At 44.1% G+C, this 16160-nt stretch carries 13 protein-coding genes; 6 read left to right on the top strand and 7 right to left on the bottom strand.

The genetic code is table 11. The features are described from left to right. Positions 1-33: 33 nt before the first annotated feature. Positions 34-1818 carry an aspartate--tRNA ligase gene (gene aspS, locus F890_RS13905; protein ID WP_005107847.1) on the bottom strand — a complete coding sequence of 595 codons (1785 nt, stop codon included), beginning with the start codon at positions 1816-1818 and terminating at the stop codon, positions 34-36. A gap of 162 nt (positions 1819-1980) precedes the next feature. Beyond that, the gene (locus tag F890_RS13900; protein WP_005103282.1) at positions 1981-2745 is read right to left on the bottom strand and encodes a DUF4184 family protein; all 765 of its coding nucleotides are present in this window, start codon (positions 2743-2745) and stop codon (positions 1981-1983) included. 141 nt (positions 2746-2886) lie between these two features. Here F890_RS13900 and znuD point away from each other — a divergent pair, with 141 nt between their 5' ends. After that, positions 2887-5001, top strand: a complete 2115-nt coding sequence (gene znuD, locus F890_RS13895; RefSeq protein ID WP_005261850.1) for a zinc piracy TonB-dependent receptor ZnuD — start codon at positions 2887-2889, stop codon at positions 4999-5001. Positions 5002-5107: 106 nt separating this feature from the next. Beyond that, complete coding sequence (locus F890_RS13890) at positions 5108-6571, top strand: phospholipase D-like domain-containing protein (RefSeq protein WP_004733001.1); 1464 nt, start codon at positions 5108-5110, stop codon at positions 6569-6571. Positions 6572-6656: 85 nt separating this feature from the next. Here the strand turns inward: F890_RS13890 and F890_RS13885 are convergent, their stop codons facing one another. Next, positions 6657-7115, bottom strand: a complete 459-nt coding sequence (locus tag F890_RS13885) for a hypothetical protein (RefSeq protein ID WP_004732999.1) — start codon at positions 7113-7115, stop codon at positions 6657-6659. A 179-nt stretch (positions 7116-7294) separates the two neighbouring features. On the opposite strand from F890_RS13885, the gene F890_RS13880 reads away from it, so the two are divergent. Next, positions 7295-7747, top strand: a complete 453-nt coding sequence (locus F890_RS13880) for an RcnB family protein (RefSeq protein WP_005261853.1) — start codon at positions 7295-7297, stop codon at positions 7745-7747. A gap of 198 nt (positions 7748-7945) precedes the next feature. Here the strand turns inward: F890_RS13880 and F890_RS13875 are convergent, their stop codons facing one another. After that, positions 7946-8443: a phosphate-starvation-inducible protein PsiE gene (locus tag F890_RS13875; protein ID WP_004647497.1), complete on the bottom strand. Its 498-nt coding sequence runs from the start codon at positions 8441-8443 to the stop codon at positions 7946-7948. A 174-nt stretch (positions 8444-8617) separates the two neighbouring features. On the opposite strand from F890_RS13875, the gene F890_RS13870 reads away from it, so the two are divergent. Next, positions 8618-8824 (top strand): hypothetical protein, encoded by a 207-nt coding sequence (locus F890_RS13870; protein WP_005261855.1) that lies wholly within the window; start codon positions 8618-8620, stop codon positions 8822-8824. 60 nt (positions 8825-8884) lie between these two features. Here the strand turns inward: F890_RS13870 and F890_RS13865 are convergent, their stop codons facing one another. The 3 genes from F890_RS13865 to F890_RS13855 form a co-directional block, all read right to left on the bottom strand. Next, positions 8885-10666 (bottom strand): acyl-CoA dehydrogenase C-terminal domain-containing protein, encoded by a 1782-nt coding sequence (locus F890_RS13865; RefSeq protein WP_005261858.1) that lies wholly within the window; start codon positions 10664-10666, stop codon positions 8885-8887. A gap of 168 nt (positions 10667-10834) precedes the next feature. Beyond that, entirely contained in the window at positions 10835-12637 is a 1803-nt protein-coding gene (locus F890_RS13860; protein ID WP_005261860.1) for an acyl-CoA dehydrogenase C-terminal domain-containing protein, read from the bottom strand. 301 nt (positions 12638-12938) lie between these two features. After that, complete coding sequence (locus tag F890_RS13855; RefSeq protein WP_005261862.1) at positions 12939-13532, bottom strand: hypothetical protein; 594 nt, start codon at positions 13530-13532, stop codon at positions 12939-12941. A gap of 135 nt (positions 13533-13667) precedes the next feature. On the opposite strand from F890_RS13855, the gene baeS reads away from it, so the two are divergent. Both baeS and F890_RS13845 read left to right on the top strand, forming a co-directional pair. Next, positions 13668-15320, top strand: coding sequence for a sensor histidine kinase efflux regulator BaeS (gene baeS, locus F890_RS13850; protein ID WP_005261864.1), 1653 nt, complete (start codon positions 13668-13670; stop codon positions 15318-15320). A 13-nt stretch (positions 15321-15333) separates the two neighbouring features. Next, positions 15334-16020, top strand: coding sequence for a response regulator (locus tag F890_RS13845; protein ID WP_005261866.1), 687 nt, complete (start codon positions 15334-15336; stop codon positions 16018-16020). Positions 16021-16160: the final 140 nt, after the last annotated feature.

The raw sequence follows: 16160 nt of genomic DNA, 5'->3' as shown, positions 1-16160 counted from the left end.
GAGGCAGGGCTTTTTCACTTAAAACGTCAAGAATTATTCTTGAGATTCAGCTTTCGGTTTTTCACGTAAGCGAATCCCAAGGTCACGCAGCTGGTTTGATTCAACTGGTGCTGGCGCTTGAGTCAATGGACATTCAGCAGTCTTGGTTTTCGGGAATGCAATGACATCACGAATAGAAGAACCGCCAGTCATGAGCATCACAAGACGGTCAAGACCGAATGCCAAACCGCCATGCGGAGGAGCACCGTAACGTAATGCATTTAACAAGAAGCTAAATTTCTCTTCCGCTTCTTCTTCACCAATACCAAGCGCTTCAAAGATCGCTTTTTGCATTTCAAGGTTATGAATACGCAGTGAACCACCACCGATTTCAGTACCGTTCAATACCATATCGTAAGCCACAGAAAGCGCAGCGCCTGGGTTGTTCTTCACTTCTTCCACGCTAGATTTTGGAAGCGTGAATGGGTGATGCACAGATGTCCATTTACCATCATCAGTTTCTTCGAACATTGGGAAATCAACAACCCAAAGTGGCGCCCACTCGCAAGTTGCAAGTTTCATGTCATGACCGATCTTCACACGAAGCGCGCCCATGGCATCGTTTACAACTTTTGCTTTGTCTGCACCGAAGAATACGATGTCGCCATTTTCAGCACCAACACGTTTCAATAGATCAAGTACGATTGGCTCGATAAATTTCACGATTGGAGACTGAAGACCTTCGATACCTTTTTCAAGTTCGTTGACTTTGATGTAAGCCAAACCGCGTGCACCGTAGATGCCTACAAACTTGGTGTATTCATCAATCGCGCTACGTGGCAGTGAACCCGCACCTGGTACGCGAAGCGCAACGATACGACCTTTAGGATCTTTAGCAGGACCTGCGAATACCTTGAACTCAACGTCTTGCATGAGGTCTGCAACGTCAACCAGTTTCAAAGGAATACGCATATCTGGTTTGTCAGATGCATAGTCACGCATTGCATCGTTGTATGTCATGCGTGGGAATTTATCAAACTCTACGTTTAGAAGTTCTTTGAACATCTTTACGGTTAAAGTTTCCATCAGATCCATGATGTCATCGTCACTCATGAACGATGTTTCAACGTCGATTTGGGTGAATTCAGGCTGACGGTCAGCACGTAAGTCTTCATCACGGAAACATTTTGCGATTTGATAGTAACGATCAATACCGCCCACCATCAACAACTGTTTGAACAGCTGTGGAGATTGCGGAAGTGCATAGAAGCTACCATTCGATACACGGCTTGGTACTAAATAGTCACGCGCACCTTCAGGAGTCGCACGAGTCAAAATTGGTGTTTCAACGTCTAAGAAACCATTGTCTTCGAAGTAGTTACGAATCAGGTTGGTTAACTTAGAACGGAAGCGTAAACGATCTAGCATTTCTGGACGACGGATGTCCAGGAAACGGTATTTCAAACGGATTTCTTCAGAAATATTGGTGTTTTCGTCATTCAAAGGGAATGGCGGAGTTTCAGACTGAGCAAGAACTTCAATTTCTTTACCCAAGACTTCGATTTGACCGCTCACCATATTGGCATTTTCTGTGCCTTCATAACGGCGACGCACACGGCCTGTAATTTTTAATACAAATTCTGAACGTACTTTATCAGCAGTTGCAAATGCTTCAGGAGTATCTGGGTCAATAACCACTTGAACAAGACCATCACGGTCACGCATGTCAAGGAAGATTACACCACCGTGGTCACGGCGACGGTGTACCCAACCGCATAATGTTACGGTTTGGTCAATTTGAGCTTCGGTTAAAGAACCGCAGTAATGAGTTCGCATCATAGCGTTAGAAATCCAACTATATGGGTTAAGGTCAGCGAATACGTAAACAGCGTACCGCTTTGAGTAAAGGTAGGATTATGCCTCTTTGGGCATGTTGTCACAAGAACTTGGGTCAAAAACAATATCATTTTAAAGTGAATAGGCGCAAAGCCAGTGCTTTGTTTAATCCATCCTGTGCTCTCTGTCTAAAAATAAAAACAGTAAACAGCCCAGACTGAAGGTGATCAGAAAGCCTTGGCTAAATTCATTGATCGAGCGACCAGTAAAATAATAGAGGTCTGATTGCCAGACTTCCGTAGAAATATAGCGCGCATAATCCCAGACAGAAAATAGGCCGGTAAATATAGAAAAGAGCAATAAGCCCCAGGCAAAGGATTTGATTTTCACACTGACTGCAAGATATTGCTGATGAGTTTTATAGTAATGCAGGCTCATCCACAGGATAAGAGGCAAGACAATCACTGAGGTGCCAATCTGTAAAATCCGGTGCAGCGGATAACTTTGTCCAAACAACTGAAAATGTTGGGCTAAGACGTCATGAAAGGCAAAAGTTCGAAAATCGACGTGGGTCAGTCCATCCCAGATTAAATGGGTAGCTGTACCGACGATCAGTGCCAGACACATTACCAGGATAAATTTTAGTGCTGAAAGGATATTGTGAATCTTTAAATCATGCTGAATACCGATGCAACGGTAAATCACGGGCCGGTAAATCAGGTACCAGACCGCACAAAAAGCCAGACCGATCCAGAGATCTGGATGAATCAGCGAAGACCATAAATGGGTAATATTAGAATTAGTATGAGTAAACAGACGATAAAGATCTGGAACCATGCTGCCAATGGCCAGCGCAGCAACAGGGAGTCTATTCCCAGTCAAATATGAAATAGGTGGAGCAAGCACAGCATGCGATAAGGTAAAGGGCATAAAAATAGTGTTTTTAATGTAATAAAAAATATTAGAAAGACATTCTAATAAAATATTCAGCTCATTATCGTAAAGGATTGCAAAAATAATGAAATGTTATATTATAACATTCACCCAGATTACTGAATTTGAGCTTCGGTCATGTCCTTCCCTAAGAATCTAATAACATTGTCAATTTTTGCTGTAGTTGCGCCTACAGTATTTGCAGAGCAATCCTCATCTTCTATCCCGGTACAGACCCTGGACACGATTCAGGTGCAAGCTCATCCATTGGTGCAGACTGCGGCAGATTTTGCGGTTGCAGATCATGTCGTGGATCAGAAAGCACTGTCTGAACGCGCCACCACCATTGGTGATGCCTTGGCAGATGAGCTTGGTGTTTATTCTAATCAATATGGTTCAGGCTCGAGTCGTCCTGTGATTCGGGGTCAAGATGGTCCACGTGTGAAAGTGTTGCAGCATGCTTCTGAAACAGCGGATGTATCCACTTTATCTCCTGACCATGCAGTAACCGTTGATCCGATTCTGGCGAAACAGGTCGAAGTGATTCGTGGTCCATCTACGTTGCTTTATGGTGCCGGTACAGTCGGTGGGTTGGTGAATGTCACTGATCAAAAAATCCCAACTCAAATGCCTGAAGATGGTTTAGAAGGTACAGTCGGCCTCCGTTATAACTCAGGCAGTGATGAAAAACTGGTAAGTGCTGGTGTGACAGCGGGTATTGGTGAAAACTTTGCTTTGCGTGTAGAAGGCTCAAAGCGTAACGCCAATGATTATATTGCACCGGATTATTTTCATGAGCATGATGACGAATTAGAAAAAGAACGTCGTGTGGGCAATACTTTTGCTGAAGGACAGACAGTCAATATTGGTGGATCATGGATTCATGATCGTGGTTTTGTTGGTTTGTCCTATAGTAACCGTCAGGATCAGTATGGCTTGCCCGGACATAGTCATGAATATCATGGTTGTGTTTTACATGGTGATCATTTTCATGGTTGTCCAACACCTGACCCAGATGCACCAGCCCATGAAGAGCATGGTGGACCATGGGTAGATTTAAAATCTGAACGCTATGAAGTACGCACCGAACTGGAACAACCTTTTGCCGGTGTTGAAAAACTACGTGTACATGCCAGCATGACCGATTATGAACACGATGAACTTGAAGAAAATGAAGTGATCAGTAACTTTAAAAGCAAAGGTTATGACGGTCGTTTAGAGTTGGTGCACGTGCCAGTTGCAGGTTGGGAGGGGGTGATCGGAACCCAGATTTCACAGCAAAAAATTAATCTTGCCGCATCAGAGCATGACCATCATGAAGATGGCGATGAGGACGATGAAGAACATCATGTTCATGGTTCTAGTGTCGTGATGCCGGACACAAAAACTGACAAATTCAGTCTTTTTGCTTTAGAACATAAGCAACTTGGCGATGTGCATGTTGAACTTGGTGCGCGTGTCGATCATCAAAAAGTGAAAGTAGATTCGGATCAGAAAGATTATTCGGGGACTGGTGTTTCTGCATCCGCTGCTGCCAACTGGGAATTTGCACCGAACTACAAACTTTCTGTAGTGGGATCACATCAGCAGCGTTTGCCTTTAGCTCAAGAACTCTATGCTGATGGCTTGCATTTTGCGACCAATACCTATGAACTAGGTAATCCTGATCTCGATAAAGAAACTTCAAATAATCTCGAGTTAGGTCTGCATTATGAAGGGGATAAACTGGATTACCATGTGCACGTGTATCACAACTGGTTTGATGATTATATCTATGGCGAAACGGTAGCGCAGAAAGGTAATTTACGTGGCGTGCAATATACCCAAGACAAAGCCAGATTTTATGGTACAGAAGCACAAGCCGGTTATCAGATCAATGATATGTATAAGCTCAGCGTCTTTGGGGATTATGTGCGTGGCAAGATTGAAGGCGAAAATGCACCACGGGTACCTGCAGGTCGCTTAGGCACCAAAGTCGAAGCAGACTTTGCCGATGGCTGGTCAGGTTTGGCTGAGTATTATCATGTCTTTAATCAGGACAAAATCGCCAGCTATGAAGATGAAACCCAAGGCTACAATATGGTGAATGTGGGCTTAAGCTATGCCAATAGCCTTGCAGATAACAATGCTTATAGGGTTTATTTCAAGGCCAACAACCTGCTTGATGATCAGGTGTATTCACATACTTCCTTCCTGTCGAATATTCCGCAGGTGGGTCGCAACTTTACTGTCGGCGTGCAATATGATTTCTAACAGGTCTACTGAAATAATTGACCAAATCATCTAGATCTCACTGAAATCTACTTGAAAAATCATAAGATAAAACCTAGCCTGAGTATATTGGGTTAGGTTTTATCTTATGCGTATCTTTCAACGAATTCACAATAAATTGAACTGGTCGAATCGCCGTTATGCGACTTTGATCATTAGTATGCTGGCCGTGGGTTATCTGGCTTCAGCGATCTACCACACTTATAAGCCTTTGCCGGAAGGTCTGAATTACACAGGCAAAATGCGTCATGCCGAAGTCAAATTTCTGGCTGATCAGACTTATCTGGATGCCGAAGGAAAACAGCATCTAGATCATCGCATTTTTAATGAAATGCTGCATATGATTGAAGAAGCCAAATCGCTGATCGTGCTGGATATGTTTTTATTTAATCAGCAAACGGGGGCATCTACGCAGGAACATCAGGCATTAAGTCAACAACTGACGGATGCTTTAATCAGTAAACGTCTGCTGCAACCTGAGGTAGAAATCAAATTTATTACCGATCCGATCAATTCGGTCTATGGCGGAATTCGATCCGAGCAGTATCGAGCCCTACGTCAGCACGGTGTTGATGTGATTGAAACCAATCTGACGCCATTGCGGGCTTCCAATCCAGGCTGGTCGGGCTTCTGGTATATCTGTTGCCAGGGCATTGGCAATAATCCGGAAAAGGGCTGGTTGCCGAATCCATTTGGAACAGAAAAAATTACCCTGCGCAGTTATTTTGAGCTGTTTAACTTTAAAGCCAATCATCGTAAAACCATGGTGGTAGATACCGATCAGGGCTGGAAAGCACTGGTCACATCCATGAATCCGCATGATGGCAGTTCACGCCATTCCAATATCGGTTTATTGGTCTGGGGTAGCACCGCTGTGGATATCCTGAAAACCGAGCAATCTGTCGGCATGATGTCACAAGCCAATATGCCTGCCATTGTCGCCGGGGATTTTCAGGCAGACAGCAGCCAGCCACAAGTTCAGGTGCTAACTGAAAAAGCTATTTATGATGCGATTTTGAATCTCATTCAGACCGCCAAAGCCAATGAGCAGATTGATCTGGCGATGTTTTATCTGTCTGAGCGCAAAATTATTAAAAGCCTGATCGCGGCACATGAGCGTGGTGTCAAAGTCCGGGTTTTACTCGATCCAAATAAAGATGCTTTTGGCCGTGAGAAAAACGGAATTCCAAACCGGCAAGTGGCTTGGGAACTGCATAAAGCAGGTATTGATGTGCGCTGGTGCCGTACTCAGGGTGAGCAATGTCATAGCAAAATACTGATGAAGCGCAATGCTCAGCAAGCTGAAATGATTTTAGGCTCGGCTAATTTTACCGTACGGAATCTGAAAAACTATAATCTGGAAACCAATATGCGCGTGCTGGGGCAGCCTCAGGCCGAAGTGTTCAAGGATGCCCAGCAATATTTTGACGGTGCATGGTCAAATCTGAATGGTCGTTCGATGAGCGTAGATTACACTCAATATGCAGAAAACTCGTTCTTTAAATATTGGCTGTATCGTTTTATGGAATGGAGTGGCTGGTCGACGTTTTGATTTTAAATCCCTCCTGACCTCCCTTTTAAAAAAGGGAGGAAAGTCCCTCTTTAAAAAAAGAGGGATTTAGGAAGATTTTTTATTATCAGCTTTTTGATTCTGGATTTGGCGGAACCAGCTGATCCAGCTCTTTATCCGTTAATTGATCCAGCTCAGAAATATCGGTTTTAATTTTCCATTGCGCTTCATCATCGACCGGATTTGGCAAACGCGCTTCTAACCAGTCACAAACCACATCTGGCGGGAAATCTGCGTGATTACACTGGATCACCCAAGACAGGAAATCTTTGGCTATACCATTCATATATGGCGGTGGAGAAACTGGAAGGAACTGAGTTGGAAGACGTTCATTTTTAGAAATATAGTTCAGGACATGACCTAGTTCTTGCACAGTTTGCCAAGCCAGCGGATGATCTACATTGATCTGAAATTTAAACCACCATGCCTGCTTGCCATCTGAACCATAGCTATCAATCCGTTCTTTCTGAACACTCGGCACTTTAGAAAAATATTCATGCAAACGATCGAAATTTAAATCAGACACAGTATTCAACTCGAAACATTAAAAAAGTGATTTTAGCATAAAGCCACAGGATGCCGATGAGCCCGCTAGATTGAAAATAGGCAAGCACATTACAAAAAATTGCAGGCTCAGCAGCCTTATCCATATTTTCTGCATCTATTTTGTTTAAAATATAGACAAGGTATTAACAGGAAGCGCAGATGAAAATAGTATTCTTGAGTGCAATATTCGCTGCATTGCTATTGGGAGCTTCTACACAAAGTATGGCTGGCAATGCTTGGGTGGGTTATGGTGGTGTAGACCGATCTGTACCGAAGTATCGCAGCGCACCACGATCTTATGATCCACCACGGCAGCATTATCCGCAACGTCCGCTGCCACCAAGACCACATTACCCGCAACGACCACCATATTGGGGCTATCCACCTGCACAGAGTCAAAGTGGATTAAACATTCAGTATCAGGCACCGACCACTATTTATCAAAATTCGAATAGTTATAGCTGGGTCAATGGTGATCCGAATGTTGCCCGGATTGAAAGTTCGAGATATACGGTAATTACCGATTGGCAGCGTTTAGGGTTACCAGCACCACCGCGTGGCAGCTACTGGATTTATGAAAACGGACGCTATGTGCTGGTGCCGAATCGTTAAACTGCTCTAAACTCTGAACGGATAATTCAGTTATAAACGTCAATAACTCAAAAAGACCAAAATAGTTCCCTCTCCTGTGAGGAGATGAGTAGCACTGCTACGCAAGGGAGAGATTGCTTGAGATAAATCTCCCAAAACCCTAAACGAGGCTTAAGTATTACTTTAAGCTGAAGTGCAAAAAAAAGAGGGCTTAAAAGACTATGCCAATTCATCATCTTCTGGACGCGGTGTTTTGCCAAGGGGTAATGGCTTTTCACTATGTTTGTCACGAATCACGGATGGATAAGTCCATGAGGCATAGCGCACCACTAATATCGCAAAGGCCAGAATCAGAATCGAACCGGTAATAATCACCAGATCCATGCTGGCTTTATGCGTGTGTTGAATATCTGCAATCAGCAAACGGGTCAGTGCAGTAATGGCAATATAAATCAGGAAACGTACTGGCATATGGTTGGTTTTGAAATAGATGCCGACCATGGCACCAAGTTCCAGATAAATAAACAACAGAAGAATGTCGTCAATGGTGGCGAACTGTTTCACGGTCAGAATGTCAATGACGGTATGGCCAGCGGACCAGATCACCATACAGCCAATAATAAACAGCGCAATATAATGAAAGCTTTCTACAGCAAGATTGCCAAGACGGTCGAGGAGAGCTTCAAATTTTTCAATTTTCGGACGTGATTTAGACATATTATCCTCCTGATTTTTCATGTGAAATAAAGATAGTTGCAGAATAACGTGCAAAGATCATGCACAGAATGATTGAATGAAAAATAAAGATTAAATTATTTGAACTTTTGCGCTTTTTTTAGACTAAATTGCTATATTGTATGGGTGGTAACATTGAATAAATAGGAGAAAAAAGTGTTAGATAAAATTCAAACAAAAATTAGCCAATTAGAAGCCGGAAAAAAATTAATCCTCGGCGTAGGCATTAAGGCTGAAGATATGCAAAAGGTGGTGGAGCTCTGCGAGTCTTTAGAGTCAGAGGGGAATATCAAAATTGTGAATAAACATTCGAATCCGAAAAGCAATAATCAGACGGATACCTTGCTAATTCAAAAAGTTTAATTGTTGCATTTTCATAAAAAACGCCTGCTGATGCAGGCGTTTTTATTGCAGATTTTCAGCTTAAGCTTGAGTCGTGAAATAATCTTCAGAGAAGTTCATGATGACGTCAGAACCTGATTTCACTTTAGTAATGCGTAATGCCAGTTCAGGCAGAATGCGTTGCACAAAATAACGTGCCAAAGCGAGTTTGTTCTGATAGAAATCACCCTCTTTATTTTTCGCTGCATTGGCAATGCGCGCAAACATATAAGAGAAACTCAACAGACCTACAGCGTGCAGATAGTCGACTGCGGTCGCATTCGGAAAGTCATGACTTTCTCTTGCTGCTTCCAGAATATACTGAGTCACTGATTCAACTTCAGTCGCTGCATCCAGTGTGGCATCTTTAATGAAGTTCAGGTCTGCATCCAGACTATTGGCAAAGTCACGGATTTCAGAGATATATTCAGAGATATATTCGCCGCCACATTTAATGGTTTTACGGCCGATCAAATCTTGTGACTGTACGCCGTTGGTGCCTTCATAGATCTGGGAAATACGCAGGTCACGGATACATTGCTCCAAGCCCCATTCACGGATATAGCCATGACCACCGAAGACCATTTGTGCATCTAATGTCGCTTGGAATGCGGTATCCGTTAAATACGCTTTCGCGATTGGTGTTAATAGCGCAACACGGTCATTGGCTTTTTTCACCGCTTCAGGATCAGTCGAGAATTTGGTGATATCCAACTGTTGACCTACATACACGGCGAATGCACGTGAAGCTTCATTATTGGCACGTACATTCAGCAGCATACGGCGTACATCACCATGCACTAGAATACTGTCCGCAGGTTTGTTTGGTGATTGAACGCCAGCCGCGCTGCGACCCTGTAAACGGTCTGTCGCATATTGCGCAGCGTTTTGATAAGCGAATTCAGAAGCACCTAGGCCTTGGATACCCATCGACAGACGTTCGTAGTTCATCATCACGAACATCGCAGCCAGACCTTCGTTTTCTTTACCAACCAGGTAACCTTTGGCACCGTCAAAGTTCATTACACAAGTCGCAGATGCCTTGATCCCCATCTTGTGTTCGATTGAACCTGGGCCGACCGGGTTACGTTCGCCAATAGAACCATCTTCATTCACCAAGAATTTCGGTACGATGAACAGGGAAATACCACGAGAGCCGGCAGGCGCATCTGGGGTTTTCGCTAGAACGAGGTGAATAATATTTTCCGCCAGGTCATGATCACCACCCGTGATGAAAATCTTGGTGCCGCTGATGCTATAAGTGCCGTCTTCGTTACGTTCAGCTTTGGTCTTGATAATACCCAGATCAGTACCGGCATGTGGCTCGGTTAAGCACATCGTGCCTGACCATTCACCTGAATAAATTTTAGGTAAATAGGTTTCTTTTTGTGCTTGTGAAGCGTAGCTGTTCAGCGCCATGCCTGCACCAACAGAAAGCAGTGGATAGAGCATGAAAGATGGGTTGGTCGCGAACAGCATTTCATCAGAAAGTACCGTTAGCATTTTCGGCATTTCCTGGCCGCCCCATTCCATATCTGCGCCCAGACCAATCCAGCCACCTTCTGCATATTGTTTGAACGCTTCTTTAAAGCCAGCAGGTGTGGTCACATTACCATTTTCAATTTTTGCGCCTTCTTCATCGCCGGTACGGTTCAGAGGAAGCATGACGTTTTGAGAAAATTTTGCCATTTCTTCAAGAATCGCTTCTGCTGTCGCAGCATCCAGATGCGCTAGATTTTCATTGGCCTGCCAGAATTGTTCTGCATTGAAGACATCGTTCAGGATGAATTTCATATCGGCAAGTGGCGCGTTATAAATTGGCATGGTGTGTCACCTGTTTATTGTTTGATTAAATGAGTTTTAATCAGTCTAAAACACTCAAAATCTGAATGTTAGACGACTAAAGGTTAATTCTGTAACTCTTTATAAAGAAAAAGGACTGCCTGTTGATTGACCGTCCTTTTTCTGAAATGTAGCTAGTCTGAGACTAACTTAGAATGCAAAGTGTTCCGCATCCAGGTTCATCAATGGCTCTACACCTGTCGCAATCACTTCAACGTGTGAACGAACGCGTGGCAGGATTTTCTTGAAGTAGAAGCGTGCTGTCGTCACTTTGGCATTGTAGAAATCAACCTCAGTGGTGCCCGCAGCCAGTTGCTCCTGAGCAACCAATGCCATACGTGCCCATAGGTAAGCTAGAGTGACATAACCAGAGAAGTACAGGTAATCCACTGCAGCCGCACCGACTTCTTCAGGGTTTTGCATTGCACGCATACCAATTTGCATAGTCAGGTCGCCCCATTCTTTGTTCAAGGCAGCCAATGGTTCAATGAATTCTTTCATTGCAGCATTGTCTTTGTGCGCTTCAGCAAATTTATGGATGATCTTAGTGAAGTCTTTCAACATTGCACCTTGCGTACCCAATACTTTACGGCCTAACAAGTCAAGTGATTGGATCTCGGTTGTTCCTTCATAAATAGTAGAGATGCGTGTATCACGTACAATTTGCTCCATACCATATTCAGAAATAAAACCATGCCCACCTAACACTTGAACGCCATGTTTTGCAGACTCTGAACCTGTTTCGGTTAAGAACGCTTTTGCGATTGGAGTTAGGAGCGATAAGATGTTGTCAGAAGCTTTACGTTCCTCTTCTGTTGCCGCTTGTTCAACGATATCTGCATGTAGACACAATAGATACACTAGCGCGCGACCACCTTCTGCAAATGCTTTTTGCGTCAACAGCATGTTGCGTACCGCAGGATGCACAATGATTGGATCTGCTTCTTTTTCAGGTACTTTCGGGCCAGAAAGAGAGCGCATTGCCAGACGATCTTTTGCGTATGCAAGCGCGCCTTGGAATGAACCTTCAGATGCTGCAAGACCTTGAACTGCTGTACCGATACGTGCTGTGTTCATGAACGTGAACATGCAGTTCAGGCCGCGGTTTTCAGGTCCAATCAGAAAACCTTTCGCGTTTTGAAAGTTTAGCACACAGGTGGCGTTACCATGAATTCCCATTTTATGTTCGATAGAACCACAACGAACTGCGTTACGCTCTCCTAAAGAGCCATCTGCATTTACATTGAACTTCGGTACGATAAATAAAGAAATACCTTTGGTGCCTTTAGGTGCACCTGGCAAACGTGCCAATACAATGTGCACGATGTTTTCTGCCATGTCATGTTCGCCAGCAGAGATAAAAATTTTCTCGCCAGTGATGGCATAACTACCGTCGGCCTGAGGTTCGGCCTTGGTGCGAATAATACCTAAATCAGAACCTGCATGTGATTCGGTTAAACACATGGTACCCGTCCATTCACCTGAAACCAGTTTAGGCAGGTAAGCGTCTTTTTGTTCATCTGAACCGTGATGTTCTAAAGTACGTACGGCACCATGAGAAAGACCTGGGTACATGCCCCATGCCCAGTTTGCTGTACCTATCATTTCTGAAATCACGTTTCCTAGAGAAACAGGTAGAGCTTGACCGCCATATTGTTCTTCAGCAGACAGCGATGGAAAGCCAAGTTCGATGTATTTTTGGTACGCTTCTTTAAAGCCAGTCGGAGTCGTGACAACGCCGTCATTCCAGGTACAACCTTCACGGTCACCGGTCTGGTTGATCGGAGACAATTCGTTTTCACAGAAGTCGGCCGCAGCTTCTAAGTACTGATCTACTAGCTCACGGCTTACGTTTTCTTGGAATGCAGGGAGATTTGCATAGTGTTGTTCAGCATTTAATAATTCATGCAACACAAATTGCATATCACGTAAAGGCGCTTTGTATTGTGGCATATCGGTTTCCTCAATACTGGTTGAACCAGCGTTATAATCTTAGATGAACTAAAACCTGTCTTCATTGACACGGTTTGGAATGATCTAATCGTGCAACAACTTCCCCTGCGGTACAAGCTTTTCGGGGTGTTTTCTTGGTGACTGTAAAGTCAAAGATTAATCTGTATGATGCATTAAAGGTCTTGAGTATAAAGACTTTAGTCATATTCTGCAGGAAAGGAATAGTCAACTGTATGCATGAAAGAGCACGCAATAAAAAAGCACCCGAAGGTGCTAGTCGTGAAGCCTTGATTCCTATGCATTAATAAGCAGAGACTGTAGGCTGGAAACGGACATGACATTTGCCATTGATGGTTTGTTCACCCATCTTGATCTGTGCAGCAGTCCCGTCTTTTTTGCTTTGACAGGCTTGTAGCATGGCTTGTTGATGTGCCTGGTGTTGAGCGAGGCGCTGATCAAACTGTTTAGTCAATTCTGCACGTTTGGCATCCGTCAAGACTTCACCGTGCATCATGCCTCTACGCATATCGGCACGCATCGGACGATGCTCAGCTTTCATGTCGCGATGGCTTTTCATCTCTTTATGATCTGCTTTAAAGACCATCTTGCAGGTGCCGTCTATGGTTTTATCGCCAGTCTTGATTTGAACAGCCGAGCCCACAGCTTTATTGTCGCAGGCCTGTTGAAGCTGTTTGGCAAACTGCATGCGTTCTGCACGCTTTGCCTTAAACTGTTCACGCTGTTCGGGAGTTAGATGCTGTTTTTTGCCTTCATGATGTTTCATCATATGGGGGTGATCATTGTTTGGGACATTACTGGTGGATTGACAGGCAGTCAACGCACCCATTGATAAAACACTTGCACTGATTAAAGCTATTTTTGTCATGGTTTGCATTGTATTTATCCCCGTCAAGAAGCTGATTCTATGTCAGATAAAGATTAAACAATAAAGATGAAGAAACAATGAAGAGTTTTTTGCTGCGGTGTTCGCTACAATAATGAATATAGAAGAAAAATTGAGATTTCTATTTTGAACATTCGCCGCATTCCCATTGCATTACGTCTATTTTTGACCGTGCTGTTGACCACGCTGGTCATTACCACGGTAAGTCTGGGTGTATTGCATCTGAATATGCAGCGTAATTTCGCCCGTTATGTCGCTGATGTCGAAATGCAGAAGCTGGATTATGTGATTGAAAATCTGGCAGATGTCTATGCAGTCTATCAGGACTGGGGCAATGCGATTCAGGCACAGATCCTCCAGATGGAAGGTGAAGCCGCACCGGATGATTATGACCGTTTGTCACGCTGGTGGTTACGCCGTCAGTATGATATTGCCTTGCAGCAGCGTTATTTTCAGGAACAGACTCTGGCTCAGGTCGCACCCAGTATGGTAGATCCGGCGCTGCCACAACGTCAGGTCAATGAAGAAGAATTACGTGTGCTGGCATCTAATTTGCCTTCACAGTTTCAGCCCTTTGAAGGCTTGAAATTCCCGCTCAGCTCCAATCAGAATCTGTTTAGGGCTGATCGCAAGAATGGGGAACAGCCAGCACAGCAGCCGACCGGCAAGAAACAGTTTATCCAGATGCCGGATCGTCTTGGTCTCAGTTCACGTCTTTCTCTGTATGATGCCAAGCGTCGTTTTGTGGTCGGTGAGGCTTCGGATGAGCAGGTCTCTTATCGCCCAATTATGGTGAATAACCAGATTGTCGGCTATTTGGGCTTAAAACCGGTTCTGGATCAGGATGATGCCTTAAGTATCAATTTCTTTAGTAACCAGAAGCGTTATTTATTTCTGGTTTATGCACTCAGTATTTTGGCGAGTCTGATTGCGTCCTTGTTATTGGCGACTTATTTTAAAAAGCCGATTCAACGTTTGCTCAATGGTACACGTGCCTTGACCCAAGGAAATTATCAATATCAGGTTAAAGTGAACCGGAATGATGAATTAGGTGATTTATCCAATGAATTAAATGCATTGGCGGTGATTCTGGATCAGCATGAAACCTCACGCCGTCAGTGGGTGGCAGATACCTCGCATGAGTTAAAAACGCCACTAGCAGTCTTACAGGCACAGATTGAAGCGATGCAGGACGGGATTCGTAAACCAACGCCTGAACATTTTGCATCCATGCTGGCTCAGGTAAACAGCTTGAAAAAACTGACCCAAGATCTGGCCGCGCTGGCACAGGCCGATGCCCAGCAATTACAATTCTATTTTTCGACGGTGAATCCGTGGGAGGTGGTGCAGCAGGAACTCATCAACTTCCAGCCGAATTTTGAGCAGGCTGAATTGACGGTCAATGCAGACGGTGAGGGGACTGAGTTAAATCTGGATCTGGATCGTTTTAAACAGATTGTGGCGAACTTGCTCAGTAACAGTATTCGCTATACTGAAGCAGGCGGGCAGGTGCATATTCATACGACACAAGATGATAAAGAATGGACCTTATATATCGATGATAGTCCGTTTGGTCTGACTGATGAACAACTGGCGCGTATTGGTGAGCGTTTCTACCGTGTCGATGATTCTCGTACCCGGGCGACTGGCGGAACCGGACTGGGTTTGGCATTATCATGTAAAATTACGCAGGCGCTGGGCGGCAGCTTAAGCTTTGCACATTCACCACTGGGTGGTTTACGATGCAAGCTGAGCTTTCCTAAACAAGTGAAACCATAAAGGAAATATATTGATGAAACATGTCATGCTGGTTGAAGATGAAATCGAACTTGCACAGTTGGTGCGAGACTATCTGGAAGCTGCTGGTTTTGAGGTCAGTATGTTTCATGATGGGCAGGAAGCATATAACAGTTTTACCCAGCGTAAACCGAGTCTGATGATTTTGGACTTGATGGTGCCGCGTATGGATGGTCTGACCATTTGCCGTAAAGTCCGTGAACAGTCGGATTTGCCAATTATCATGGTGACCGCGCGTACTGAAGAAATTGACCGTGTGTTGGGTCTGAATATGGGTGCAGATGATTATCTCTGTAAACCATTTAGTCCGAAAGAACTGGTTGCGCGCGTACAGGCTGTGTTACGTCGTCTGGATCGTAAATCAGAACCGGAAAGCAATGACTTATTCCGTATGGACAAATCACAACAGCGCATCTGGTATCAACAAAAAGCCTTGAATTTAACGCCGACCGAATTCCGTTTGCTGGAGTTATTCGTGGAGCATGTCGGACAGGTCTATTCACGTGCGCAATTGCTGGATCATATTAATCCGGACAGTTTTGATGTGGCAGACCGTGTCATTGACAGTCATATCAAGAATTTGCGCCGCAAGATTTCCGATGCAGCTGAAACCGGCAACCGTCATGAGTGGATTCAGGCGGTGTATGGTGTGGGCTACCGTTTTGAATATCCTGAAGATTGATTAAAAAATAAATGTGGATGTTATTATTAACCATCCACATTTATTTAAACTTGTACTTTCAGAAAATATAAATCGTTAATCTGGTCCCATAAAAACTCATAGTCTTGCATGAGTGTAATATCGTTTCCGTAAGGCTTAGG

The sequence above is a fragment of the Acinetobacter sp. CIP 64.7 genome, assembly GCF_000369745.1.
Lineage (GTDB): Bacteria > Pseudomonadota > Gammaproteobacteria > Pseudomonadales > Moraxellaceae > Acinetobacter > Acinetobacter fasciculus.
Note: the sequence above shows the minus strand (reverse complement) of the source record. Positions and strands in the feature narration are given on the sequence as shown.

What these genes read in the sequence shown, in the direction of transcription:
- aspS (WP_005107847.1), bottom strand. Translation starts at nt 1,818, where the DNA reads ATGATGCGAACTCATTACTGCGGTTCTTTAACCGAAGCTCAAATTGAC.
- F890_RS13900 (WP_005103282.1), bottom strand. Translation starts at nt 2,745, where the DNA reads ATGCCCTTTACCTTATCGCATGCTGTGCTTGCTCCACCTATTTCATAT.
- znuD (WP_005261850.1), top strand. Translation starts at nt 2,887, where the DNA reads ATGTCCTTCCCTAAGAATCTAATAACATTGTCAATTTTTGCTGTAGTT.
- F890_RS13890 (WP_004733001.1), top strand. Translation starts at nt 5,108, where the DNA reads ATGCGTATCTTTCAACGAATTCACAATAAATTGAACTGGTCGAATCGC.
- F890_RS13880 (WP_005261853.1), top strand. Translation starts at nt 7,295, where the DNA reads ATGAAAATAGTATTCTTGAGTGCAATATTCGCTGCATTGCTATTGGGA.
- F890_RS13875 (WP_004647497.1), bottom strand. Translation starts at nt 8,443, where the DNA reads ATGTCTAAATCACGTCCGAAAATTGAAAAATTTGAAGCTCTCCTCGAC.
- F890_RS13865 (WP_005261858.1), bottom strand. Translation starts at nt 10,666, where the DNA reads ATGCCAATTTATAACGCGCCACTTGCCGATATGAAATTCATCCTGAAC.
- F890_RS13860 (WP_005261860.1), bottom strand. Translation starts at nt 12,637, where the DNA reads ATGCCACAATACAAAGCGCCTTTACGTGATATGCAATTTGTGTTGCAT.
- F890_RS13855 (WP_005261862.1), bottom strand. Translation starts at nt 13,532, where the DNA reads ATGCAAACCATGACAAAAATAGCTTTAATCAGTGCAAGTGTTTTATCA.
- F890_RS13845 (WP_005261866.1), top strand. Translation starts at nt 15,334, where the DNA reads ATGAAACATGTCATGCTGGTTGAAGATGAAATCGAACTTGCACAGTTG.